This window comes from Arthrobacter alpinus, assembly GCF_001445575.1.
Lineage (GTDB): Bacteria > Actinomycetota > Actinomycetes > Actinomycetales > Micrococcaceae > Specibacter > Specibacter alpinus_C.
This window is the reverse complement of record NZ_CP013200.1, coordinates 3732082-3756721: the sequence shown is the minus strand read 5'-3', so window position 1 is coordinate 3756721 and position 24640 is coordinate 3732082. Positions and strand designations below refer to the sequence as shown.

The following is a 24640-nucleotide window of genomic DNA, read 5'->3' as shown; positions in this document are numbered from 1 at the left end:
CGCAAAGTGAGGGAGCGTAATGGTTTAAACGCCGTAAAGTGGTGCGGCGTTTCTGGAGGAGGTCTAACGGCGGAAGAGCGACGCCGGCACCCACCGAGCGCGTATCCGTCGCCACAGCGTGGCTCGGCTCTGCAGACGCGCGGCCACGATTTCCACGGCGTCCGCCAGATCGTCTCGTCCGGCAGGAACCTCAGCAGTCGACGCGGGGGACTTGGACGCGGCGTCCGCAGACAGCGTGCCGCCAGCATGGCTGGCCCCAGCGCCGTAAACATCCTCCTCATAGGCTCGCCGCAGCAGTGCCACAGCTGCAGGAGCCGTGGCCCCCAGCATGGTGGCGATGTGTTCGGCGTGGAGTGCCGGGGTGCGTGCCGGATCGGGGGCATAGCCAAAGTCAATGGCCGTGTCCATGAGTTCGCGCCAAGCCAGAACGGCCGGCGGAACGCCGGTTCTAGTAGTGCTGGCCGCGCTAGTGCCGGTAGTGCTGGCCGCGCTAGTGCCGGTAGCGCTGGTGGTGCCGGTCGTGCCGGTAGCGCTGGTAGTGCCGGAGACCCGCGCGGTGGCGGGGGTACGCACCCGGGCCAGGCGCCGCCGTCGGACATTATTTCTAGCCCAACCCGGAGTCATCAGGAGCAAGACCACCAGCATTCCGGCACCGATGCCCAGCAGCCAGGCGCGCCAATTCGCCGGTTGTCCCGCGGTTCCGGGGCCCGCGACGGCTGTTGTGGCGGACGCCGTGGCTGTCGCAGTGAGCGTTGCCGTGGAGCTGGGAGCGGGGGCAGCACTGGCTAGGGGGACCGAACTGTCCGCTTCTTGCTCGTACTCAGGGACACTGCCGCGCGAGGGAGTGGGCTCGAAAGGCACCCAGCCGAGGCCCTCAAAATACAATTCGGGCCAGGCATGCGCGTCACGGCCGGTGGCTCGGTAACCAAACAGGCTTACTCCGTCGCGTTCGGCCACATCAGTGGTGACAGCCCCTGGCGCATAGCCCACGGCAATGCGAGCGGGGATGCCCAGCTCCCTGGCCATGACGGCCATCGCGGCGGAAAAGTGCACGCAGTAGCCGCTCTTGGTCTTCAGGAAAGCCGCAAGAACTTCCATGCCAGATCCGTCGTAGCCATCCTCGGCGGGTGTATCCAGACTGTAGGTGAAGGCGTCCGAACGCAGATAATTCTGCAATGCCATGGCTTGGCCAAACGGTGTGGCTGCGGAGCCGGCCACACTTTTGGCGGTGTCTTTGACAATTTTCGGCACATCCGCCGGGAGCGTTGTGAAGATTTTATCCAGTGAGGAGCGCGGTTTTCCGGTGGCTAAGCCCAGCCGGGCCGGAGTCAGTTCCGGCACCTCGCTGCGCACTACGTAGGACTTGTTAGAGGTCGTGGACCCTGCGCCCTTGATGGTTGCGGTGGCGGGGTTCCAACGCCAGTTCCCACCCAATTCTTCAACACTTACGGTGCCGGCCGGAGCCGGTAGCCACTCGCTGCGCAGCCCCTCGGTGGTAATGACTGTGAGCGTTTCCGTTCGGGGGATGCCGGGATTGGCCTCCTGAGCCGGTGCAAGACTGGCCAAACCGGGTTCCAGCCCCGTAGGTAGCGGCGAGGGCCGCCACGATTTTCCTGTGAAGTCCTCGAGTGTGTTGACCCGAATGTACTGGCCGGTACTTGTGTTGCTCAAATAGGTGAGTTGCACTTCGCCCGATTGCTGCCGCAAGTTCTCGCCGAGGGAAATCATGGGGTCCAGGCTGACGTTTCCACTCTGTTGATTCAGCCGCGTGCCCTGGGTGAAAGCGCCTTGATTGAATCCGGGCAGCACCGCTGGCACCACCGACATCATCAGTACTACTGCCGCACCGAGGGCGAGGGCCCGTGTCAGCGTGCCGCTGGGAAGGTAGCTGGCGTGAGCACGGATTTTCCCCTCTGGAGCGTACCAGCGGCAGCAGCCCACGATCAGTAAGAATCCGGCTCCGGCACCCACAAAAGCCAAGGTGCCAAGACCTGTCTCCGTCATGAGTGCCGAGGGCAGCATGATCAATATCAGCCCCAGCGAACTAGCTGCTGGCATCGTGACCGTAATGGCCAAGGTGTCAATCAACAATGCGGTGAAACCTAAGCCAGCACTGACCAGGAAGACCATGGGCAGCACGGCAGGGACAGGGGCCAGATTACCCATGATGACCGAGGACGCCTCCGCGGCTATGAGCTGGGCGGCCCTGAGCGTATCCAGCGTGGGAATGAACCCGAGCACGGCGGTCGTTGGGAAAAACACCATGGTCAGGCTCAGCAGCCAGCCGGCCAGTGCACCCAGCGGGGCGAAGGAGCTCAGCCCCGGGTACCGGCGCAACAGCGCAGGAAGCAACAGTGTTGCAGCGACCACAAACGATGCCCGCGGGAACCAGCCGAAGTTTACAATGACGCCTTTCAGTGCCAGTGAGGAACCCATGACGGCAGCGAAAATTGTTAGCGCCAAGATCCAGCGGGCCGGGCCGGTGCGGGCCGCGCCCAGGCGTGTTCGTGCCGGCTCGGCCCGCCGAGGCCAGCCGGCGCCGTTTCCCTGGCCAGAGTTGTTCTGGCCCGGCTTACTCTGGCTCGCGTTGCCCTGGCCCGACTGCGCCCGCGCTGGCGATCCTTGATCAGGCGCTTTCCGGTCCGGGTTTTTCTCAGGTGTGCCGCCGCCCTGCTGCAACGTCATGGCGCCAGCCCAAAAGTAGCGCTTCGGTCCAGCTGTAACCAGACCTCTTCAAGGGAGGCCGACGGCGTCAGGGCGCCAGCGTGCCAACCCGCCCCGCGCAAGGTTTCCAAAGCGCTAGCAACCTCACGCACATCTTGGCAGAGCACTAAAGCATAAGCGCTCTGGGTGGATTCTGCGATGCTCGCCAGTCGCAGGGCGGCGGCGTCATCGAGCAGGCCGGTGACAGCCACCAACGGCCCGCGGCGCCGGCCATGGTGGAGCTTGTAGGCAAGTGTGTTGCCAAAGGGCGCGCTGTCACTTTCCGAGGCCGCGGCTCCTGCGATGGCGCCACTGGCCCCTTCCAATTCCAAAGCCGCCAGTGCCGCGGCGACGTCAAAGATGCCCTGGCTGCCACTGAAATCCTCCACGGCAGGGGTGATCGCCGAGGCGGAGGATTCAAACCCTGGGTTGCCGCCGTGATCCAGCACTCGAAGTGAATAGCCACGCTCCAACAAGTGGGCGGTAATGGAGGCCACCGCGCTGACGGCCTTCTCAAAAGTGGGGGTCGTGTGCAGTTCTGAGCTGGTGGGCTTTTTGAACCCGGCACCACCGAGCCCTGCACTGGCGTTTCGTTCTCCAGCGTGTCCACTTCCCTCTGGCACGGTGCGCTGGTTGAACGGGTGGGAATCGCCAAAGGCGTGGTGACGGCGGTCCAGCACCACCGCGGCCTCGGGTGCGGTGACCGATTCCTCCGCACGTACCATGAGCTTGCCCTGCCGTGCAGTGACGGGCCAATGGACGCGACGCAGGGGGTCCCCGGAGCGGTATTCACGTGTCATGGCGTCGTCGTGGCTGGCGTGCGCCAACTCCTTGGTGGTTCGTGAGCCGTCCTGACCTCTGCCATCGGAGAGTGAAATCGATGCAAGCTCGACGGCGGCCGGAGCCACTGTGAGCTGGCCGCCGTCGTCCAAGATGCGCTTGAGGAAAGCGACGCCGAACGGGTCAGAAAACTCCGCTCGCAAGGGTCCCACGGCGAACACGCCGCGACGGGGCGGGACCACTTCATAGTGGTAGCGGCTCACCGGGCCGCGCGGCACTATGGGGTTGGGAAAACTAAAGACCGGGGCGGTGTAGAAGCTATAAGGGAGTTCCTCCGTGAGCCGGGCCCGGGCGCCGCCGGGGGCTTGACCGCGTACCTCCAGAACCACCGACACGGCGCTGCCGGCCCGTGCCATGCCGGGGGAGATGTGGCGTTTGACGGAAAACCCCGGCTTGAACCACAACAGCCCGGCGCAGGCAGCTCCGGGTAGCGCCAAACAAAAGATGGCCAGCATGAGGAGATCGCGGCGGCCCAACACGAGCGCCAATAAAAGGGCCAACGCTCCTGCCGCCAGGAGTAGCCAGCCGCGGAGCATGAAGGGTCTCAAGGACAACACCAGTGGGCTTTAGCGGAACCGGGCGTCCTTCACGGCGCGCCCGTCCGGTTGGCCTGGAACCGGCACCGTGGCCAGCAGCTCTGCAATGACACTGGCCGCGGTGGCGCCACGCGTGGCCGCTCCGCGCTCCACCAGTAAACGGTGGGCCAAAACAGGCACGGCCAGCTCGCGAATGTCATCAGGCAAGACAAAACCGCGGCCAGCGAGAGCAGCAGCCGCCTTCGCAGCACGCAAAAGCTGAAGCAGCGCTCGCGGACTGGCGCCCAAGAGTAAGTCAGGGTTCGTTCGCGTGGCTTGGCCCAAGGCAACGGTGTAGGCGCGCACGGCCGGGGCCACGTGAATGGCGGCAACGGTGGCAATCATGGCGTTGACCTGATCGGCGGTGGCAACACTGCTCACACTATCCAGCGGGTTCACGGACTGGTGAGTTTCCAGCATGGACAGCTCGGCGTCGGTGTCCGGATAGCCCAAGGAAATCCGCGCCATGAAGCGGTCACGTTGCGCCTCGGGAAGCGGATACGTGCCTTCCATTTCAAGGGGGTTTTGGGTGGCAATCACCATGAATGGGGCGGCCAAGCTGTAGGTCCGCCCATCCACGCTCACCTGATGCTCGGCCATGGACTCGAGCAAGGCCGACTGGGTTTTTGCCGACGCCCGGTTGATCTCATCACCAATAACAATGTTGGCGAAAATGGCTCCGGGACGGAATTCAAAGGACTGGGTGGACTGGTTGAAGATGGAGACACCAGTGATGTCACTCGGCAACAGATCCGGGGTGAATTGGATCCGGTTCACGGTGCAGTGGACCGTGCGTGCCAGCGACTTCGCCAGCAGTGTCTTGCCTACCCCAGGCACATCCTCCAGGAGCAAATGGCCACCGGCCAGCAGGACCGTCAGTGCCAGCCGAACCTGTTCTTCTTTACCATCGATGACGGTGTTCATGACGGCCATGATTCGCGCGCTCAAGGCATCAAATTGTGCCGCTTCCATGGGCTGCACCAGTCCTGGTGCATCTTGTGGCGCAGCCTGCAATTCAGCCTCAGCCGCGGTTTTCCCAACGGCTCCAGCCTCAACCGGTCCGGTGCTTGCCAGCAATGTCTCCTGCGGGCCCATGCCTCACCTTTCGGGTCGATTTCATTGCCATCTGCTCAGGTACCTCTCCTAAAACCAGAGTCCTGTGACCTACGCTACTAGCTTGGCCGCGAATTGGCGCCTTCGCGCCCGCAAAAGAAGTGGAGAAGAAGCGAACGGTAAAGTAAAAGACCATGTGCACTAATGATGTTCCCCGCCCGTACCGCCCTGAAGAGCTCCAGGACGGAGAAGGCACCCGCCCGGGTGCCTTCGCCGCAGCACCGGAACCGCTGCCCGTGCCCGTGTATGACAATCACACGCACTTTGACTTTGGCGATTCACCGGTTGAGCTCGGTGCGGCGCTTGATGCAGCTGAGGCGGTGGGTGTTGCCGGAGCGGTTCAGGTTGGTTGCGATCTACCCTCGTCACGTTTCACCGTGGCAGCAGTCGATGCGGATCCGCGTCTGCTCGGAGCCGTCGCCATCCATCCCAACGACGCCCCGGAACTGGCCTTGTCCGGCAGCCTGGACGCGGCCCTGGCGGAAATTGATGCCATGGCTGCCCACCCCCGTGTCCGTGCCATTGGGGAAACCGGACTGGACTACTTCAGGACGGCCCAGGACGGGGTGGCTGCCCAGCACCATTCCTTCCGCCAGCACTTAGATATTGCCAAGCAGCGGGAGCTGGCGTTGCAGATTCACTGCCGTGACGCGCACGTTGATGTTCTCAAGATTCTCAAAGAGGTTGGGGCGCCCTCGCGTCTTGTCTTTCACTGCTTCTCCGGCGACGCTGAATTGGCGCGGATTTGTAACGAGAACGGCTGGTACATGTCCTTCTCCGGCACCTTGACCTTCAAGAACGCCCACAATTTGCGCGAGGCACTTGCCGTGGCAGATCCGGCGCTGGTCATGGTGGAAACCGACGCGCCATTTTTGACTCCGCACCCCTTTAGGGGCCGGCCCAATGCCAGCTACATGCTGCCCTATACGGTGCGAAGCATGGCCCAGCTGATGAATCTAGATCTGAGTGTTATGGGTACCTTGTTGCGCAATAACACAGAGTCTGTTTATGGATCCTGGAAGGATTAGCGGTGTCGTGTCGCTCACGTTTTCACCGCTAAACCTTGTCCTGCAGATCACGATTAGGTTACGCTGAGTAACTATTAGCCGTGGTCGGGGAAGGCCAACGGATGAAATGCTGCCGGAGCTACCGTTCGAAAGAGCTCCGCGGCAACCGTTCGCAAGAACAATTTTGGCAGTTCAGTCCGCAATGTATTGCGGCCTAAAACCGCTGGAGTTGCTCCGTACTTCTCCGTGCCCGGGTGCTCTAGTAGTTACGGGAACTCGTGAATTCTCTCCTCACCGTCAATGGCAAATTGAGCTATTTGAAGCTTGCCTGCCAAGGCGCAGTCTTGCTGGCGCTCGTGGTGGCGCTTCTGGCGTTCATAACGGCCACCAAAACCGTCACCTTGGTAGTGGATGGCCAAACCAGCTCAGTGCAAGCCCGCGGTGAGTCTGTTGGTGACGTGTTGGAGCAAGCGGAAATTTCAGTGAGCAACGCCGACAGCATCACACCCGCCCTAGACACCAGTGTTGAGAGCGGTTCAATCATTACCGTCAATACGGCCAAAGACATTACCGTGAGTCTGGATGGGGCAGAGAAGACTGTCACCACCACCTCCTCCAAGATCGGTGATCTGATCAGCCAAATGGGCATCGCCGCCAATGCCAAGGTTTCCTTACCGGCCGATTCCCTGATCGCCAATTCCAGTGACTTGAGCATCATCACCCCGAAGCAGATCACTCTCGTGGCGGATGGTAAGAAGCAGATCAAAACCACCACGGCTCAAAGCGTTTATAGTTTCCTTGCTGAAACCGGTGTGACTCTGGCCAAGACGGATCTGCTTTCCACGCCCGGCAGCGCAGTTGTGGTGGAGAACATGGTGGTCAAGGTGACTCGCGTGAACAACGCCGGAACCGCCACTGAAACCGAAGCCGTCCCGTTCAAGACTGACGAAAGTGTTGATCCGGACCTTTTCAAGGATGAGAAGAAGACGATCACTGCGGGTGTCGCTGGCACGCTGGAAAAGATGTTCCGCACCGTATCCATTGACGGTGTTGAGGTAAGTCGCACCGAGACCGGTGCCAAGGTGCTCACCGAACCAACGGCAGCCAAGATCAGTATCGGTGGCAAGGAACGCCCCGCCAAGAAGGTTGAAGCTCCCGCCGCCACGGCCCCCGCAGCCGCAGGAGCCACTACAGCAGGAGCCACTACAGCAGGAGCCAACACAGGAGCCAAGGCGCCCGCCATGTCCAACGAGGCCATGTGGGATGCCATTGCACAGTGTGAAGCAACCGGCAACTGGGCCATCAATACCGGAAACGGTTACTACGGTGGCCTGCAGTTTGATATCCAGACCTGGCTTGGCAACGGCGGCGGGGCCTACGCACCCAACGCCAGCTTGGCCACCAAAGCCCAGCAGATTGCCATTGCCAACAAGGTCTTCGCCGAGCGCGGCCTGCAGCCGTGGGGCTGCGGCCACGCGGCAGGCTAACCCCCTAGCAACGCTCCTGCACAAAACACATGAAGCACGACGCCGGGTGGTGACCTTTCACAACAAAGGTCACCACCCGGCGTCGTGCTTGATGCCACCTCCCTACCGGTGCCACGCGCGCTGACTTAGCAGATACCATGGTTTCGTGACCTCCCCGCATCCCAGCCCCGCCACCCAGCCACTTCTGGGCGCCACCGAAATTCGCCGACTGGCCGAAGAAATCGGTGTGCGTCCCACTAAAACGCTGGGACAAAACTTTGTCATTGACGGCAATACCATCCGCCGCATTGTGGCAGCAGCCAATGTGGACCCTGGTGAAACAGTTTTGGAAGTTGGCCCTGGACTGGGCTCGCTGACCTTAGGTTTGCTCGATGCTGCCGCCCGCGTGGTGGCCGTTGAGATTGACCCCGTACTGGCGGCCAAGCTGCCCTCCACTGTTGCTGCTTTCCGTCCGGAAAAGGCTGCCAACCTTGAGGTTGTCCTCTCTGACGCCATGCGGGTTTTGGAGCTCCCGGGCGAGCCCACAGCGCTGGTGGCGAACCTGCCCTACAACGTGGCCGTCCCCGTGGTGCTGCACCTCTTGGAACACTTCCCCTCGCTCAAACATGGCCTGGTGATGGTGCAGGATGAGGTAGCGGACAGGATGGTTGCTGGCCCTGGCTCCAAGACCTATGGCGTCCCCTCGGTCAAGGGCGCTTGGTACTCCAAGATGCGCAAGGCAGGCGTCATCGGCATGAACGTGTTTTGGCCGGCACCGAAGATTTCCTCTGGGCTGGTGGCTTTCACCCGCCATGAACCGCCGGTAACCAGTGCCTCACGGGAAGAAGTTTTTGCCGTGATTGATGCCGCGTTTGCCCAACGCCGCAAGACCCTGCGCGCAGCTTTGGCGGGCTGGGCCGGTGGCGCTGCCGAGGCCGAGACGTACTTGCGTATGGCTGGTGTGGATCCCAGCGCCCGCGGCGAAGTCATTGACGTGGCAGCCTATGCCCGCATTGCCGAAGCCAAACTTGGCATCACGGCCTAAGGATGGAGTCCATGGAGTCGGCAGGTACAGGTCGGAGCAACAGACTCGAGGCAGTGTCTGATTCTTTGTGGCAGCCGGAACCTCGCCGGGTCAAGGTCCGGGCGCCTGGGAAGATCAACGCCTTCTTTCAAGTAGGGCCGCTGCGATCTGACGGCTATCACGCTGTTGCCAGTACCTATCTGGCCGTTTCACGCTACGAAGAAGTAGCAGCCACGGCCCGGCCCGGCACGCTGTCTACGGACATCACCGTTTCCATCAGCTCCGAGAGTTCCTTAACGCCTGAACAGCTTGCCGCCATTCCGCTGGACGGCAGCAATCTTGTGGTCAAGGCTGCACTACTCGTGGCCGACATAGCCGAAGACCCCACCGGACTTCATCTGGAAATCACCAAGCATGTGCCCATCGCCGGCGGCATGGGCGGTGGTTCAGCTGACGCTGCGGGCACACTCGTGGCCTGCGATGCGCTCTGGCACACCGGCCTCTCCCGCGAAGAATTGGCTCAGCTAGGGTCCGAGCTCGGCGCGGACGTGCCGTTCGCGCTCATGGGGGGTGCCGCCGTCGGACTCGGCATTGGGGATGAACTCACGGCAGCACTCGCGCCAACGCCGCTGCATTGGGTTCTGGTGCCAGCGGAGTTTGGTCTGTCCACGCCAGTGGTTTATGGGACGCTGGATACCTTGCGTGAGGCGGGCGGCATCCAGGCCGATGAGCCGGCGCAGGTTGAGGCGGGAGTCTTGGCGGCCTTGCGCGCCGGGGATGCGCAGGCTCTGGCGCCCTGGCTGCACAACGATCTGCAGGCTGCCGCCGAGCATCTGGCCCCGTCGCTGACCACCGTGTTGGCGCAGGGGACGGAACTGGGCGCGCTGGCGGGAATCGTCTCCGGATCCGGGCCCACCTTGGCGTTCCTCGCCGAAGACGCCGCGCATGCGCAGGATTTGGCGGCAGCACTGGCAGATCGCGGGCATCAGGCATGGCCGGTCGAAGGCCCCGTGCACGGCGCACACATAATTTTGTAACTTGATAAAAACCGTAAAAGAAAGTGGTACCACGTGGCTCATTTGCTGGGCGGGGAGAACCTCAGTGTCTCCTTCGCTACCCGAACCGTGCTCGACGGCGTCAGCGTCGGCCTTGAAGAAGGCGACCGTATTGGCATTGTGGGCCGCAACGGTGATGGCAAGTCCACGCTGATGCGCCTGCTGGCCGGCCGCCAAACCGCCGATTCCGGCCGCGTCACCGTGCGCGGCGGCGTCCAGGTCAGCTACCTGGACCAGACGGACGTGCTCGACGGCGATGACACCGTGGGCTTCGCGATTGTGGGTGAGGCCGCCGATCATGAGTGGGCCTCCAACCCCAAGATTCGCGAAATCATGGGCGCCTTGGTGGGCGAGGTTGATTGGCACGCCAACATCCACACGCTCTCCGGTGGCCAGAAGCGCCGTGTGGCCCTGGCCAAGCTGCTCATTGGCGATGACGATGTCATCATGCTCGATGAGCCCACCAACCACCTCGATGTGGAAGGTGTTGCCTGGCTGGCACGGCACCTCAAGGCGCGCTGGCGTGCCAATGAAGGCGCCTTTGTGGTGGTCACCCACGATCGCTGGTTCCTTGATGAAGTGTGTACCCGTACCTGGGAAGTTCATGACGGCACCATTGACCCGTTCGACGGCGGTTACGCCGCCTATGTTTTGGCCCGCGCCGAGCGTGACCGGTCGGCAGCCGTCGTGGAATCCAAGCGTGTGCAGCTGGTCAAGAAGGAACTGGCGTGGCTGCGCCGCGGCGCACCTGCGCGAACGGCCAAGCCCAAGTTCCGCATTGAGGCTGCCAATGAGCTGATTGCCGATGTTCCGGAGCCCCGCGATTCCGTGGCGCTGTCCAAGATGGCCACCGCGCGTCTGGGCAAGGACGTCATTGACTTAGAAAACGTCTCCCTGACCATCGGCGAGGGCGAGAGTGCCAAGAACCTGTTCAACAACATCACCTTGCGCCTGGCGCCGGGGGAGCGGCTGGGGCTGGTTGGCGTCAATGGTGCCGGTAAGACCACCTTGCTGCGCCTGCTCAACGGTGAGGTCGAGCCGTCGTCCGGGAAGATGAAGACCGGTTCAACGGTCAAGACCGCCGTGCTGACGCAGGAGGTGCGTGAGCTGGACGATGTCCTGACCATGCGCGTCGTGGAGGTCATCGAGCGGGAGAAGCGCTCCTTTGAGGTGGCTGGCAAGGAGATGAGCGCTGGCCAGCTCGTGGAGCAGCTCGGTTTCACCAAGGAAAAGCAGTGGACCATGGTCAAAGACCTCTCCGGTGGTGAGCGCCGCCGCCTGCAGCTGCTGCGACTGCTGGTGGGGGAGCCCAACGTGCTCATGCTCGATGAGCCCACCAACGACCTGGATACGGACACTTTGGCAGCGGTAGAGGACGTGCTCGATGGTTGGCCGGGCACGCTCGTGGTGGTCTCGCACGATCGCTACTTGCTGGAACGCGTCACCGATCACCAGATGGCGTTGCTGGGCGACGGCAAGATCCGTGGCTTGGTCAGGGGTGTTGACGAGTACCTGGAGCTGCGTGAAAACGCGGGGTTGTCTCCTTCCTCTAGCGCCCCCAGCGCGGCTCCGGCTCCGTCGGGCCCCACCGAGGGTCAGAAGCGCGATGCTCGCAAGGTGCTGAACCGTTTGGAGCGCCAGCTGGGCAAGAACTCCGCCGCTGATGCCAAGATTCACGAGCAGATGGCCGCCAACGTGGGCAACTACGACGTCCTGGGCGATCTGCAAGCGAAGCTGGCCAAGCTCGCCAGCGAGCGTGAAGGTCTGGAACTGGAGTGGCTGCAGGCGTCCGACGTCCTCGAGTAAGCCGCACTGCACTGGCGCCTGTGTCAGCACTGAGCCTGCGCCTGCGCCGCCCTGGTCCGGCCTGTCCCAGTCTGAGCCTGCGCCGCCCTGGTCCGGCCTGTCCCAGCACTGGTCCGGCCTGTCCCAGTCTGAGCCTGCGCACCGTTGTTCCCTAACGGTGCGCAGCTCCAAGAGTGGCGCACCGTTAGCCAGTAACCGCACGCAGCTTCAGTGTGGCGCTCCAGGATCTCGGACAGTGGTTCCTCCACAGCCGCGCTGCCTAGCCACCTATTCACAATAACGACGCCGGGGCTGTCGCCGCCTGTTTTCTTGGCCAATCATGGTGCCATGAACGTACGCATCAGCTCTCCGCCCCGGCCCATCGAATCAGTAGTTGCGGCCTTGGGTACCGCCGTCAGGCGTAAGCGTCTGATCAGCCGGGGATACACGGACTGGCATATTCGGTGCGCCCTGAAATCCGGGGCCATCTTGCGAATTTCCCGCGGCGTTTACGCCACCGTAGACTCCTCGGCCCTGGCCGAGCACCTGGCTAAACATCAGGCCGAGCTGACATGTTTTGGCCGTGCCAAGACAGAGGGCCTCTGGGTCCTTCACGACCAGGACGTTCCGCACGTAGGTACTGCCCATGGCAGGCCGGTACCGGGATGCGTGACGTACCGTTTCAGGGGCAGGCTGAGCCTGCGGGCAATTCTGCGCCATTGCGCACAGTGCGGCACGGAGCTGGAAATCCTTTGTGTCCTGGAATCGGCCGTTATCAAAGACAAATGCACCATGGCAGAGCTGAGAACCTTGTTTAGCCGGCGAAAAGACGGGCGGGTTCGCAAGATCATTGACATGATAGATCCCCAGTCGATGTCCATTGCTGAAACGTGCGCCAGGTACCACTTGAAGGCGGCTGACTACAACGTCCAAGGCCAGGCACTGATCCCGGGCATGGGTCACCTTGACGCGCTGGTGGATGGCCAACTGGGCCTTGAAATTGACGGCAAGGACTACCACAACAATGAAAAGGCGTGGGAAGAGGACCTGCGTCGTGGCAACGTGCTAATTATCGCGAACGTGCCCACACTCCATTTCAAGGCTGCCGTAGCAATGTATTACCCGGAAGAGATGCTGCGATGGGTCCGGCAGGCCTTGGAAACGATCGCAGCTGCACGCCGTTAGGCGCTAACCGTGCGCAGCTCCAAGAGTGGCGCACCGTTAGGACGTAACTGTACGCGCCTCCAAAGCCGCCCGGTCCAAGAGAAGTGGCCCAAGAGCAAAACTGGCTGGCGAAAGTGTGAGCTTTGACACCCAGCGGCGTCAAATCGTGTGGCGTCGGGGCTCTCGAGTCGCGCAACATGCCATGGCCGTGGCACACTATATTCTCGTGAGCTTCCAGTGAGAGCGGGAAGTGCATGGTCCGCTCTGGTGTAACGGCAGCACCCCAGCCTTTGGAGCTGTGGAGTACAGGTTCGAATCCTGTGGGCGGAACCGTAGTTGAAAATAAATCAGGCTTGCGGGCTGAGCAGGTACCATGGATGTTGTTTCCCATTGCGTACGTTTTGAAACGGACTATGGTCCGGGCAGGAGTGCCACTTAGTGAGCCCCCAAGAAATCCCCTCCAACAACCCGGCAGCTGTTATTGTCCTTGCCGCCGGTGCGGGCACGCGGATGAAATCACGCACACCCAAGATCCTGCACACCATCGGTGGCATTTCTATGGTTGGCCATGCACTGGCAGCGGCGAAGGGTCTGCACCCTGCCAAGCTGGCCGTTGTGGTTCGCTACGAACGCGACCTCGTCGCCGCTCACATCGCCGAACTGGACAGCACTGCTGACATTGTTGATCAGGATGAGATTCCCGGCACAGGCCGCGCCGTCCAGCAGGCACTCGAGGCGCTGGATGCCCAGGCACCTGTCGAAGGCACAGTGGTTGTCACCTACGGTGATGTTCCGCTGTTGACCAGTGAGCTGCTGGCCGAACTCGTCGCCACGCACAACGCAGACGCCAACGCCGTCACCGTCCTGACGGCAGTCCTCGACGACGCCGCAGGGTACGGACGCATCCTTCGCGATGCCTCCGACGGAACCGTCCTAGGCATTCGCGAGCACAAGGACGCCACGGAGGAAGAGCGCGAGATCCGTGAGATCAACTCCGGAATCTACGCCTTCGACGCCGCCGTCTTGCGCACCGCGCTGCAAAGCGTCACCACGGATAACAACCAGGGCGAGATGTACCTCACCGATGTTCTTTCCTTGGCGAGGAACGACGGCGGCCGGGTCGCCGCGGTCTCCACCACCGACCGCTGGCAGGTGGAAGGCGCCAACGATCGCGTACAGCTCGCAGCTCTGGGCACCGAGCACAACCGCCGCATCGTGGAAGGCTGGATGCGCGCTGGCGTGAGCATCATTGACCCCGCCACCACCTGGATCGACTCCACAGTGGTACTGGCCGAAGATGTCACCATCTTGCCCGGCACCCAGCTGCACGGCGCCACCACAGTGGCGCGTGACGCCGTCGTGGGTCCCGATTCAACCCTGACCAACGTACAAATCGCCGAGGGCGCGGAAGTAACCCGCACTCACGGAACCGGCGCCATCATCGGTGCGGGCGCGCACGTCGGCCCGTTCACCTACCTCCGTCCGGGTACCGTACTTGGCGCCGACGGCAAGATTGGCGCGTTCTACGAAACCAAGAACGTCACCATCGGCCGCGGCTCCAAGCTCTCCCACCTGGGCTACGCTGGCGACGCCGAAATTGGCGAGGACACCAACATTGGCTGCGGCAACATCACAGCCAACTTCGACGGCGTGAACAAGCACCGCACCGTGATCGGATCGGGCGTGCGCACAGGCTCCAACACCGTGTTTGTCGCCCCAGTGACCGTTGGTGACGGCGCCTTCACCGGAGCCGGTGCCATTGTGCGCAAGGACGTGCCCGCCGGCGCGCTCACCTTGACGGTGGCTCCGCAGCGCAACGCCGAAGGCTGGACCACGGCTAACCGACCCGGCAGCATCCCCGCCCAGGCGGCAGAATCTGCCAACGCTGCGCATTCGCCAGTCAACTAAAACTTCTCACCTACTCCCACCACCGCGAGAAAGAACATAATGAGCGAACTAAGTCATAACGTCGACAGAAAACTGGTCTTGGCTTCAGGCCGAGCACACCCAGAGCTGGCCGAGGAAGTGGCGCGTTGCTTGAACACCGAACTGCTGCCAATGTCGGCTTACGATTTCGCCAATGGTGAGATCTACGTTCGCTCGGGGGAGAGCGTTCGTGGCAAGGAAGTTTTCATCATTCAGGCGCACCCGGCACCGTTGAACAACTGGCTCATGGAGCAGCTGATCATGGTTGACTCCATGAAGCGCGCCTCTGCTGCTGCCATCACGGTTGTTTCACCGTTCTACCCGTACTCACGTCAGGACAAGAAGGGCCGTGGCCGCGAGCCTATCTCGGCCCGTCTGGTCGCCGATCTGTACAAGACCGCTGGCGCCGACCGCATCATGAGCGTTGACTTGCACACCGCCCAGATCCAGGGCTTCTTCGACGGCCCCGTGGATCACTTGTTCGCGATCCCGCTGTTGGCGGATCACATCCGGAAAATTGTTGGGGACGACGACGTAACCGTGGTTTCGCCCGACACTGGCCGCGTGCGTGTGGCTGAGCAGTGGGCCGAGCGTTTGGGTGGCGCACCTCTGGCGTTCGTTCACAAGTCGCGTGACCTCACAGTTCCGAACCAGGCTGTTTCCAAGACTGTTGTGGGACAGGTCGAGGGACGCACCTGCGTTTTGATCGATGACATGATCGACACCGGTGGAACCATTGCCGGCGCCGTTCGCGTTTTGAAGGATGCCGGCGCCAAGGATGTCATCATCGCAGCCACGCACGCCGTGTTCTCCGATCCTGCCGCCGAGCGCCTCGCCAACTGCGGTGCACGCGAGGTTGTTGTCACCAACACGTTGCCGATCCCGGAAGATAAGCGCTTCCCCACGTTGACTGTGCTCTCCATTGCACCGCTGCTGGCCCGTGCCATCAAGGAAGTCTTCGAGGACGGTTCCGTTACGAGCCTGTTCGACGGCGACGCCTAATCCCCACTTGCCTGCCCGAAAAATCGCTGACGCGATTTTTCGGGAACCTGGCAAGCGTGGGCCCACCCGATCCCTCCCATTGTTGAGCCGCTGGCGCGTCTAAACAATGGGTCCCTCGGGCGCGTAGGCTCACTAGCTTTTACGGCAAACGGCCGCTTCCCTGCACTGGGAGGCGGCCGTTCGTGTGTCCGCTCTTTCGCCCGAGGTGCCTTTACCCCCGCCGATGCACGCACCTTATGCGCCGGACTGCTGCTGAGTTTGGTGCATGGTCTTCCGGGCGTTGAACTGAGTACGGGCTCGGCGCATAAGGGAACCGCACGTACGGTATGCGCTGAATTCCAGGCTGAATCCGGCGCATAGCAAAAGTGGGGCGCCCTAGCCTGTGCTAACCGCCGATGCCCGCACCCTATGCGCCGGACGGCTGCTGAGTTTGGTGCATGGTCTTCCGGGCGTTGAACTGAGTACGGGCTCGGCGCATAAAAGAACCTCAGCTAGGGCATGCGCTGGATTCCGCCCACAGTCCGACGCATAAAGTAAGCCCTGGTTCCTCCACAGGCGCCACCCAAGCCGACTTATCCACAATCACGACGACGGGGCTGTTGGGGCCGCCGTCCCGTGGGCACGCTAGGTGCATGACACTTTCAGCAGCAGTAAAGAACCGCTCAGTGGCGGATGAAGTTGCGTGGTACGGCAAGGTCGCGAGAAGGAAAGACCTGCTGTCAAGGGGATGCACGGACTGGAGTTTGAAGCAGGCCGTAGGTGCCGGGATTATCAGTCAAATTAGCCGTGGCTATTATGCGCTGCCGGATGCCGATCCGTTGGATATTCATCTGGCCCTGCATCAGGCACGGCGGACGTGTTTCACTAAGGCCGAGCAGCTGGGGCTGTGGATCATTAAATCTCCACTTCTTCCGCACGTTGCCGCAGCACATGGAAGGCCGATTTCTGGGTGTGTGGTTCACAAAGTGAGTGGGCCTCAGACCTTGATGGACATCCTGCGCCAATGCATCAAATGTGGTTCCGAGGTGGATGGCTTGGCTGCCCTTGAATCTGCTGTGGTTCTCGAGATGTGCACCATCCCTGATCTTCGTGCCGAATTCTCCAGGCGTGAAGACACGGGTGCAAGGGCGATTATTGACAAGATTGATCCACAAGCCATGTCTATCGCAGAAACCGTGGCCAGATACTACCTGCGGCGGCCTGGGCTCAACGTCCAAGGCCAGTTTTACGTCAAGGACGTTGGTCATTTGGACCTCTTGGTTGAAGGCGTCCTAGGCGTGGAAACAGACGGAGAGAGGTACCACAACACGGAAAGCGGATGGGCTGAGGACCTGCGGCGCGACAATCTGCTGGTCATCAAAGGCTTGTGGTGCTTGCGCATTCCGGCAAAGGTGGTGCTGGGGAGTCCAGATGTCATGCTGAAATGGGTGCGCGAGGCGCTGGCGATGATCAGTTATGCGCCACACTGAAGGCTCAGTCCGGCGCATAAGATCACTGAACTTCCGGCATGCGCCAAACTGCAAGTGAGTTCATCGCATGGTGTCCAGCTGCGCCAAACTGGGTATGGGTTCGGCGCATAAACGTTCCAGAGACCGGGCACAGCCCCCTGCCGCCGCCCTAGCGTTCCGTCCGGACCTGCTGCGCGCTGCCACAGCGCCAGTCTGCTAAACTTGTCCAGTAAACCTTGGCGAGGGATGCCCACCTAGTGAGTATCCGTGATCGACTGGGTCTCGCAGCTCCTGACTTTCATGTTGTGGATTGTGTTGACCTGTTTAGTCCACGCCCACCCCCTATGAAATGAAGGAGCTTTTTTCATGTCAGATTTGAACCTCATTGGTGAAGCACGCAACGAGTTCGGCAAGGGCGCTGCACGCCGCATCCGCCGCGCCAAGCAGATCCCCGCAGTAATCTACGGCCACGGCGTTGCACCCCTGCACATCGTCCTGCCGGAGCGCGAAACCGTTCGCGCCATCCGCGCCTCCAACGCTCTGCTGCGCGTCACGGTCGACGGCGTTGAGCACCTCGCCCTGGTCAAGGACGTCCAGAAGGACCCCGTACTTCAGATCGTTGAGCACATCGACCTGTTGACCGTTAAGAAGGGCGAGAAGGTCATCGTTGACGTTCCCGTTCACCTCATTGGCGAGCCTGCTCCCTCCGTTGTCGTCAACCAGGAAGAAATGACCGTCAGCCTCTCCGCTGATGCAACCAACGTCCCGGTTCGCATCGATGTCGACATCACCGGCCGCACCTCCGGTCAGCACATCTACGCAACTGACCTGGTTCTGCCGGCAGATGCCGAGCTGGAGAACGATTCCATCATGCTGATCGCCCACTTGGCTGAGCAGGCTGCTGAAGCCGAAGCTGCTCCGGCTGCTGAGTAGTCTTCACCTCATATGAGTGAAACATGGCTTGTAGTCGGGCTCGGGAACTCCGGGCCCGGCTACAGCCGTAACCGGCACAATATTGGCTACATGGTGGTTGAGGAATTAGCCTCCCGCCTTGGAGCTACTTTCAAGACCCATAAAGCCAAGGCTTTGGTGGCCACGGGTCGCCTGGCCGTGGGCGGGCATAAGTTGATCTTGGCCAAACCCGCCGTCTTCATGAACCTCAATGGAGGTCCGACGGCGGCACTCGCCAAGTTCTATAACCTCCCCGCCGCGAATGTCATCGCCGTCCACGACGAAATTGATATCCCCTTCGACACCGTCAAGGTCAAAATTGGCGGCGGTGAAGGCGGGCACAACGGGCTGCGGGACATTTCCCGGACCTTGGGCACTAAGGATTACTACCGCGTGCGTGCTGGAGTTGGCCGCCCACCGGGCCGAGCCGATGCCGCCAGTCACGTCTTGCGCGATTTCTCTACTGTGGAGAATAAAACCCTCCCGTTCCTGATCGATAACGCGGCCGACGCCGTCGAACTTCTGGTCAGCGAGGGCCTGCTGGCCGCGCAGGGAAAATTCAAATAACTCGACACATTGTGTTGTGCATCACCCCTGCGGTGTAGTTTGTCCATCCCAACTGTTATGATCGCCATTATGCGGTGCGGCGGCTCTGAGGGGGCTGTTGGACGTAGGACAAACGGGGTCTCGAGATGACAACTTATAACAATGTCGCGGCTGGAAAATGGTCGAAACCTGCGGCATTGGGGACATTCGAAGCCATGGGGGCGGCTGATAGGAAGTTCTGGTCTTCTTTCGTTAGGCAGACGGAAATCGACCGGACTGTTCGCGCCCTCAATGACCCTGCCACCTATGGGGTCACGGTTATCGGCCCCTGGGGTGTCGGCAAGACTACTCTTGCCCGTGCGGTAGAAAAAACACTGGCCCCCACCACTCACATTGAACGTTTGTTCGGCTCATCGGCCGAAGCTGTCATCTCTTACGGCCCTCTGTCCATGCTGATGGCCCGGCTGCCTGCCAGCGCGCTGGAAACCCCCACAGGGGTGATCCGTGGAATTGATGAACTCATCAGAGCGGATGCGGCTGGCCGTGACGTGCTCTTGATCGTGGATGATCTGCCGGGGCTGGATTTCTTGACGGTGGGTGTCATGATGCACCTGCTGCTTGGCGGAACGGCCAAGGTGTTGGTAATGGCACGGGATTCCGCCGATCTCCCCGAAGACCTGGTGTGGTTAGCCAAGGACGGACAACTCGGTGAGATCCGGTTGGACCATTTCAGCCTGGCCGAAGTAGGGGAGCTGATCGCCAAAGCGACCGGGACCTTTGTTTCCCAAACTGCGGTGACGGCTTTGCATGAGGCCAGCAATGGCATTCCGCTGGTTCTGCAGGCTTTGTTCCGCGAACAGGTAGTCAAGGGAAGCATTGTCAAACACCTTGGCGGTTGGGTTGTGAAAGACGCTATCAATCTGGACTCCACCAGCGCCTTGGCAGAAATTGTGAGCTCTCGGCTATCGCGGGAGGATGCTGCCGTGCGTCTGGGCGTGGAGAAGATGTCACTCCTTGGCATTGCGCCCCTGCAGGTGGCGATCTCTGCCTTGGGACAGGAGACTCTCTGGCAACTAGAGGAACGCGGATTCGTTGAGATTTCAGCCGAAGGGCGCCATCGGGCGTTCCTTGCCGAGCAATATGTTGGGGACATTGTTCGCAGCGGGCTGAGCCCGAAGCGGATGGCTGAAATGTTCACTGAGATTGCCCTGACCGTAGATCAGGAGTTGGAATCTCTTGATGGTCGTGAAATCATGTCGCTGGCCACATGGACTCTCGACGCCGGGATGGTCCTGGACCCTCGAGTTGCCTTGGCCGCGGCGTTGAGCGCTCTGCAGAACTTCGATCCACAGTTAGCAATACGCTGCGCCACGCAGATTCCCACAGATCACCCCTCGTGGGTCAAATCAGTACAGGCCCGAAGCGCCGCTTACCAACTGTTGGCTGACTACAAGGCAGCCGTTGCTGTCCTTGATGGTGTACCCGCTACAGTCATTTCGCAGCTACCCATTGAAGAATTTGGGGCGTGGGTTTTGGCCTGCACCCGGGCACTGCTGTGGGTAGAAGCCGGCTTGCCGAGAATTCAGGAGCTATTGACTGGCGCCGAGGAACGTCTCGCTGCCGAAAATGGCAAGGGTCCGGACACGACAGAAAAGTTGGGACGAACACTTCTGAACTTGGCCCGTTTCGAATATCAGATCCACCTGGGCGAGTTCACTGCCGTCATCCCGGAGTTGGAGGCGGCAACGAATGAGGGCGACGCCGCGTATCGTCTCAATTGCGCGTGCCTGCTGGTTCCTGCCCTAGCAGCAGTTGGCCGTGAGTTGGATGCGATTGCGCTGGCCAAACGCATCGAGACGGACGCTGCAGCCCTTGGCGTGACTCCACTTTTCAGTGATTACGCTCGCAACGGAAAGGCGATCGCCCAGATTTGGAGCGGGCAGTGGATCGACTGCGTTGCGATGCTTCAGGATGAAATTGGAGGCTTGCACCGCCCCGTTCCTTACCGCGGCGGTTTGATCGAGCTCAACCTTGGCTTGGCACATGCATTTGCCGGACGTGGGGCCGAGGCAGTGCAGGTGCTCATGTCTGCGGCGGCCCAGCTTGAAGCCCGGAATAGTGACCATGCTCTGGGCCTGGCTTATGCTGCGCTGGCCTTCTGTCACGCCCAAGTCAACAATGAACAGGACGCAAGGGACTGGCTGGAACTGGCCGAATCCGTCCCTTGGCCAACCTTGTGGACCAACCAAGCCATGCTCAATTTCTTCACGCACCTGGCGCTGCGCTGGCTCGATGACCCGCGGGCAACGGAACAAATGCATCTCTCAGCCCTCGTTGACATTGACAAGGGACGGTTTGCCATGGCCTCCATGTCACTTTTCGCCGCAACCATCCAGGCGACCGACAAGGATTACGCGCTGTTGGAGGATGTTTCCCTACGCCGTCAAGGCCCCATGGCAACGCTGAATGTATTACTGGCACGCAGTTGCCGGACTAAAGATGCCGAAAAGGCGCTGGAAGCTGCGCACATTGCTGAGACATTGAAGCTCGACGCCGTCGAATCCCGATGTGCGGTTCTCGCCTTGGACTTCGCGAGGGACGCGGGACGAAACTCCTTGGCCAGGCTGGCATCGCAGCGTTTGGACCGCCTCCACAAGAACCTGCCAAAACTGCCCTTCCAGCCCCAAAGTGCGGGGGTCAAGCTCACACAGCGGGAAATTCAGGTGGCGAAGTTGGCCAAACGCGGGCTTGGCAACCGTGCCATTGCTGACAGGATCGGCGTCTCTGTCAGGACGGTGGAAGGTCATCTCTATCAGCTGTACAGCAAGCTGGGCATCACCACGAGGCATGAGCTTACTGAAGACCAGGACTTCTAGGCAATGGCAGTGAATTCCGGAAACCACCGCCAGCATGATCCCCCTACGCTTGCTACGCCGTTCTGCCGCCAGGAAGAACTGGAAGAATTGACCAACCAGCTACATCGATCTGGCTGCAGTGCCATCTTCTTGAGCAGTGAAATGGGGCTGGGCACCACCTCCTTGCTGCGTGAACTGGCCAAAGCAACCTCCTCCCACGCAGCCGTGATTTCGCTGCAGGGAACGCCGTCGTTGGCATCTATACCGTTTGGAATTCTTGCTCCTTTTCTACGCCGTACTTCGAATGCGTTTGTAGAATCTCATGTTGATGCCATCAGGAAAACCCTCGCTCTTTTGGACGAGCAAGAAACAAAACTGCGGGCAGAGCTTGGCAACGATGTGGAGCTCGGCAAGCCTTTGTTGATCATCGACGAATCCGGCTTCATTGACAGGGCCACAGCTGAGGTAGTGGTCAACCTAGCTCAGGCGGAGAAGATCCAGGTGGTTATTGCCCACCGTGCAGGCAATGAACCCGTCAGTCCCTTGCCGCAACTTTGGGACGCCGGCGTCGCTGAAAGGTTCCATTTGTGGGCCCTGACGCGGGAGGACGGACACGCGTTTTGCGCCGGGTTGCTGGGTGGGACACCCACGGCAAACACCGGCTGGTACTTTTGGCACACCGCTGCCGGGAACCCGCTTCTCATCAAGCTGCTCATGGACGATGCCCTGGCTAGTGGAAAGTTGCACCTGCGAAACGGTCTGTGGGTGATGGACATTGCGTCGGTACCTGCCGGTTACCAATTACAGTCGGTGGTCAGGGAACAACTGCGTGGGCTATCAGCGGTGGCGCTGAGGACCCTAAACCTTGTGGCTTTGAGCGAACCTGTTGCAGCTGAAATAGTCAGCAAGCAGATGGGAACAGAAGCGTTGGCGGAACTTTTTGAACGCCATCTGCTCCAGGAAACCCTTGACGGAACCGCATTGCTGAGGCTGATCAACCCGGTCTACGGGGAAGTTATTCGCGAACTGGTGCCACGAGCCCAGAGCCGCATGTTGCACAGCCGGCTCATCAATGAGCTCAAGATGGAATCCACCACACCCGAGTCCGCCTTGCGGATGGTCATTTGGACGCTGGAAAGTGGTCTTCCGGTCCCCGATGAAGACCTGTTGAAAGCTGCCATTTTTGCGTGCAAGCTCTATGAAACCGGGATGGCCTTGCGGCTCGCCGACGAGGTTACTGGTCCTCGAAACTACGGCAGGGCTCACGCCATCAAGGCGCGTGCTCGGTTCAACGTGGGGGAGTACGCGGCAGCGGCGGCACTGTTGGAGAATGCTCCGGAGAGTGCCGGTAGTGTCTCAGAACTCATGTTTGGTGGACTGTTGCGGGCTGCCACAAAGTCGGCGCTAGGGCTTGCTGCGGACACCATCCATGGTGATGCCATCACCTTGCGCTTACACGCTGACAGACTTGCGGGCGGCGATCCGCAGAACGCTCAGGACATCCTATTGCGGGCTGGGGAGCGGGCCAACATCATTGATTTGATGGCTCATTCCAGGTCTGGCGAGTACCACCTGATGCAGCCGCACATACAAAACGTGCTCGGCAGAACTACCGGAACTGATGATGCGGATCATTTGTGCAACCGGTCCATGGCTTTGGCGCTGGATGCCGAGAGGTTGAGCGCCTTGGGCCAACCCGTCGCCGGAATGGCACGGGCCATGTCGGCCTTCGCGATTGTTCAGGCCGAGGATCATGACGTGTACTTCGTGCCGGAAATGATCATCACCCGGGCTCAGGTTGCCTCGTTGACGGCGGGGCTGTGGGACGAGGCGGAGCAGCTAATGCAGTCTCTCGCCGTCGACGTCGGTAAGGCCACCATTTCCTTTGGTGGCAGTGTTGGTGTTGCCCGCGGAATGATGCTGCTGCGCCAGGGTCGCACCACTGCAGCGTTGGCGTCGCTGCTGGAGAGCTGTGATGGTCTGGCGCACAGCGATCCACAGCAGCTCTTGGGCTATTGCTCAGCAATGGCGGCGTATGCGGCCGCTAAATCGGGACGCCTCGACACTGCGCGGGAGCTGGTTCGGCAGTACTCGGAGGACACCGGTATGTTCATCGTGGTAGCCCATGAACGAGCCTTCATTGCTGCAGCGCGTGAATATTTGGACGGCGATGGGGCAGGTATTGCCGAGCTTTTCAGCTTGGCCGATGATCTCCATGCACGAGGACAATTCACAGCGGAGCTCAATGCGCTGGCTCTGCTGCTGGAGTTTGAACCGAGCCAAGCGCGACGCCGGATCCTGGCTATAGCGACACAGGTGGAGGGCCGCTGGGCTGCAGGCTTGGCCTCCTTTGCCGAGGCGCTTGAGCAAAGAAGCGCTCCAGTGCTGGTGAATGTGGGCGAACAGCTTTTGGAAGCACAAATGTACCAATACGCTGGCAGGGCATTCCGGTTGGCATCGTCCGCGTTAGCCAAGGACCGCCACTCTCTTCTGTCACATCGGGTGCGTGACGGTCTTGAACGGGTCGACGCTGCCGTTGGCGAGGTGCAGGAGTCGAGGCCCGGGGTACGTGGCGGTCATCACCGACTCCAAGAACGGTTGACCGCTAGAGAGCTCGAAATCTCGCTCATGGCCGCACAGGGACTGAGCGATAAGTCCATTGCGGCTGCCCTCCATGTCTCGGTTCGAACAGTTGAAGGGCACCTGTACAGGGCCTATGCAAAGCTGGAGATTACCGACCGCAATGATCTGGTGCAGGTTCTCTCTGATTAGGAAACACCCCTCCGCTTTGGAGCACTAAGGAGCACCGGAAACCACCGTCTTGCGTTGCGCGAGATGGTGGCTTTTTTGTGCGCCAGGTATCCAGAACCAAGTACCGTGCTCCAGGGTGTGAGTACCTCTACAAGTATTTCCCAGCATCATACTCAGGCAACCTGCGACTAATAGCGTAGTGGCCACTCGTGCACGCAGTGCTCGGAGGCCGTTAGCTAGAGGTATCCCACCGGATATCTGTGCAGGAAGGTCTCAATGTCTAGTCCAGAGCACGCGGTGGTGCACCTTGCTGGGGGAGTTAAAGCCTGTCTCGAAGCGCACCTACGCCACGTAGTTACCTATGCTTCGCCCTCACCCCAACAAGATCTGTCCAATCTCTGTCATTGGGCTCCTTATTCGGAGCCGGCG

At 60.8% G+C, this 24640-nt stretch carries 16 protein-coding genes and 1 tRNA gene; 14 read left to right on the top strand and 3 right to left on the bottom strand.

The features are described from left to right. Positions 1 to 63 precede the first annotated feature (63 nt). Genes AS189_RS16670 through AS189_RS16660 form a run of 3 tightly spaced genes read right to left on the bottom strand, consistent with a single transcriptional unit; the run spans position 64 to position 5213 of the window. Positions 64 to 2685: a transglutaminaseTgpA domain-containing protein gene (locus AS189_RS16670; RefSeq protein ID WP_062291401.1), complete on the bottom strand. Its 2622-nt coding sequence runs from the start codon at positions 2683 to 2685 to the stop codon at positions 64 to 66. Further along, positions 2682 to 4100 (bottom strand): DUF58 domain-containing protein, encoded by a 1419-nt coding sequence (locus AS189_RS16665; RefSeq protein WP_129587324.1) that lies wholly within the window; start codon positions 4098 to 4100, stop codon positions 2682 to 2684. Before AS189_RS16665 ends, AS189_RS16670 begins: the two co-directional genes overlap by 4 nt. A 9-nt stretch (positions 4101 to 4109) precedes the next feature. Next, positions 4110 to 5213: an AAA family ATPase gene (locus AS189_RS16660; RefSeq protein WP_062291393.1), complete on the bottom strand. Its 1104-nt coding sequence runs from the start codon at positions 5211 to 5213 to the stop codon at positions 4110 to 4112. A gap of 152 nt (positions 5214 to 5365) precedes the next feature. On the opposite strand from AS189_RS16660, the gene AS189_RS16655 reads away from it, so the two are divergent. The 14 genes from AS189_RS16655 (at position 5366) to AS189_RS16590 (ending at position 24232) form a co-directional block, all read left to right on the top strand. Next, positions 5366 to 6259, top strand: coding sequence for a TatD family hydrolase (locus tag AS189_RS16655; RefSeq protein ID WP_062291390.1), 894 nt, complete (start codon positions 5366 to 5368; stop codon positions 6257 to 6259). A gap of 257 nt (positions 6260 to 6516) precedes the next feature. Continuing rightward, positions 6517 to 7725, top strand: a complete 1209-nt coding sequence (locus AS189_RS16650) for a resuscitation-promoting factor (RefSeq protein WP_062291388.1) — start codon at positions 6517 to 6519, stop codon at positions 7723 to 7725. A gap of 145 nt (positions 7726 to 7870) precedes the next feature. Beyond that, the gene (gene rsmA, locus AS189_RS16645; protein ID WP_062291385.1) at positions 7871 to 8749 is read left to right on the top strand and encodes a 16S rRNA (adenine(1518)-N(6)/adenine(1519)-N(6))-dimethyltransferase RsmA; all 879 of its coding nucleotides are present in this window, start codon (positions 7871 to 7873) and stop codon (positions 8747 to 8749) included. A gap of 53 nt (positions 8750 to 8802) precedes the next feature. Continuing rightward, entirely contained in the window at positions 8803 to 9765 is a 963-nt protein-coding gene (locus tag AS189_RS16640; protein ID WP_062293928.1) for a 4-(cytidine 5'-diphospho)-2-C-methyl-D-erythritol kinase, read from the top strand. A gap of 33 nt (positions 9766 to 9798) precedes the next feature. Next, a complete protein-coding gene (locus AS189_RS16635; protein ID WP_062291382.1) occupies positions 9799 to 11589 on the top strand; it encodes an ABC-F family ATP-binding cassette domain-containing protein in 1791 nt (596 codons plus the stop codon). A gap of 327 nt (positions 11590 to 11916) precedes the next feature. After that, the gene (locus AS189_RS16630; protein WP_062291379.1) at positions 11917 to 12753 is read left to right on the top strand and encodes a hypothetical protein; all 837 of its coding nucleotides are present in this window, start codon (positions 11917 to 11919) and stop codon (positions 12751 to 12753) included. A gap of 237 nt (positions 12754 to 12990) precedes the next feature. Further along, a tRNA-Gln gene (locus AS189_RS16625) sits at positions 12991 to 13062 on the top strand. A gap of 108 nt (positions 13063 to 13170) precedes the next feature. Continuing rightward, on the top strand, positions 13171 to 14640 hold the full coding sequence (gene glmU / locus AS189_RS16620; RefSeq protein WP_082634397.1) for a bifunctional UDP-N-acetylglucosamine diphosphorylase/glucosamine-1-phosphate N-acetyltransferase GlmU: 1470 nt from the start codon (positions 13171 to 13173) through the stop codon (positions 14638 to 14640). 39 nt (positions 14641 to 14679) lie between these two features. Then, positions 14680 to 15660: a ribose-phosphate diphosphokinase gene (locus AS189_RS16615; protein WP_062291376.1), complete on the top strand. Its 981-nt coding sequence runs from the start codon at positions 14680 to 14682 to the stop codon at positions 15658 to 15660. A gap of 632 nt (positions 15661 to 16292) precedes the next feature. Continuing rightward, on the top strand, positions 16293 to 17129 hold the full coding sequence (locus AS189_RS16610) for a type IV toxin-antitoxin system AbiEi family antitoxin domain-containing protein (RefSeq protein ID WP_129587323.1): 837 nt from the start codon (positions 16293 to 16295) through the stop codon (positions 17127 to 17129). 345 nt (positions 17130 to 17474) lie between these two features. Continuing rightward, entirely contained in the window at positions 17475 to 18041 is a 567-nt protein-coding gene (locus AS189_RS16605) for a 50S ribosomal protein L25/general stress protein Ctc (RefSeq protein ID WP_062291369.1), read from the top strand. Between the two features lie 12 nt (positions 18042 to 18053). Further along, entirely contained in the window at positions 18054 to 18626 is a 573-nt protein-coding gene (pth, locus tag AS189_RS16600) for an aminoacyl-tRNA hydrolase (RefSeq protein ID WP_062291367.1), read from the top strand. Between the two features lie 125 nt (positions 18627 to 18751). Next, complete coding sequence (locus AS189_RS16595; RefSeq protein ID WP_082634396.1) at positions 18752 to 21481, top strand: helix-turn-helix domain-containing protein; 2730 nt, start codon at positions 18752 to 18754, stop codon at positions 21479 to 21481. A gap of 3 nt (positions 21482 to 21484) precedes the next feature. Then, complete coding sequence (locus AS189_RS16590; RefSeq protein WP_062291359.1) at positions 21485 to 24232, top strand: helix-turn-helix transcriptional regulator; 2748 nt, start codon at positions 21485 to 21487, stop codon at positions 24230 to 24232. The last annotated feature ends 408 nt before the right edge of the window (positions 24233 to 24640 follow it).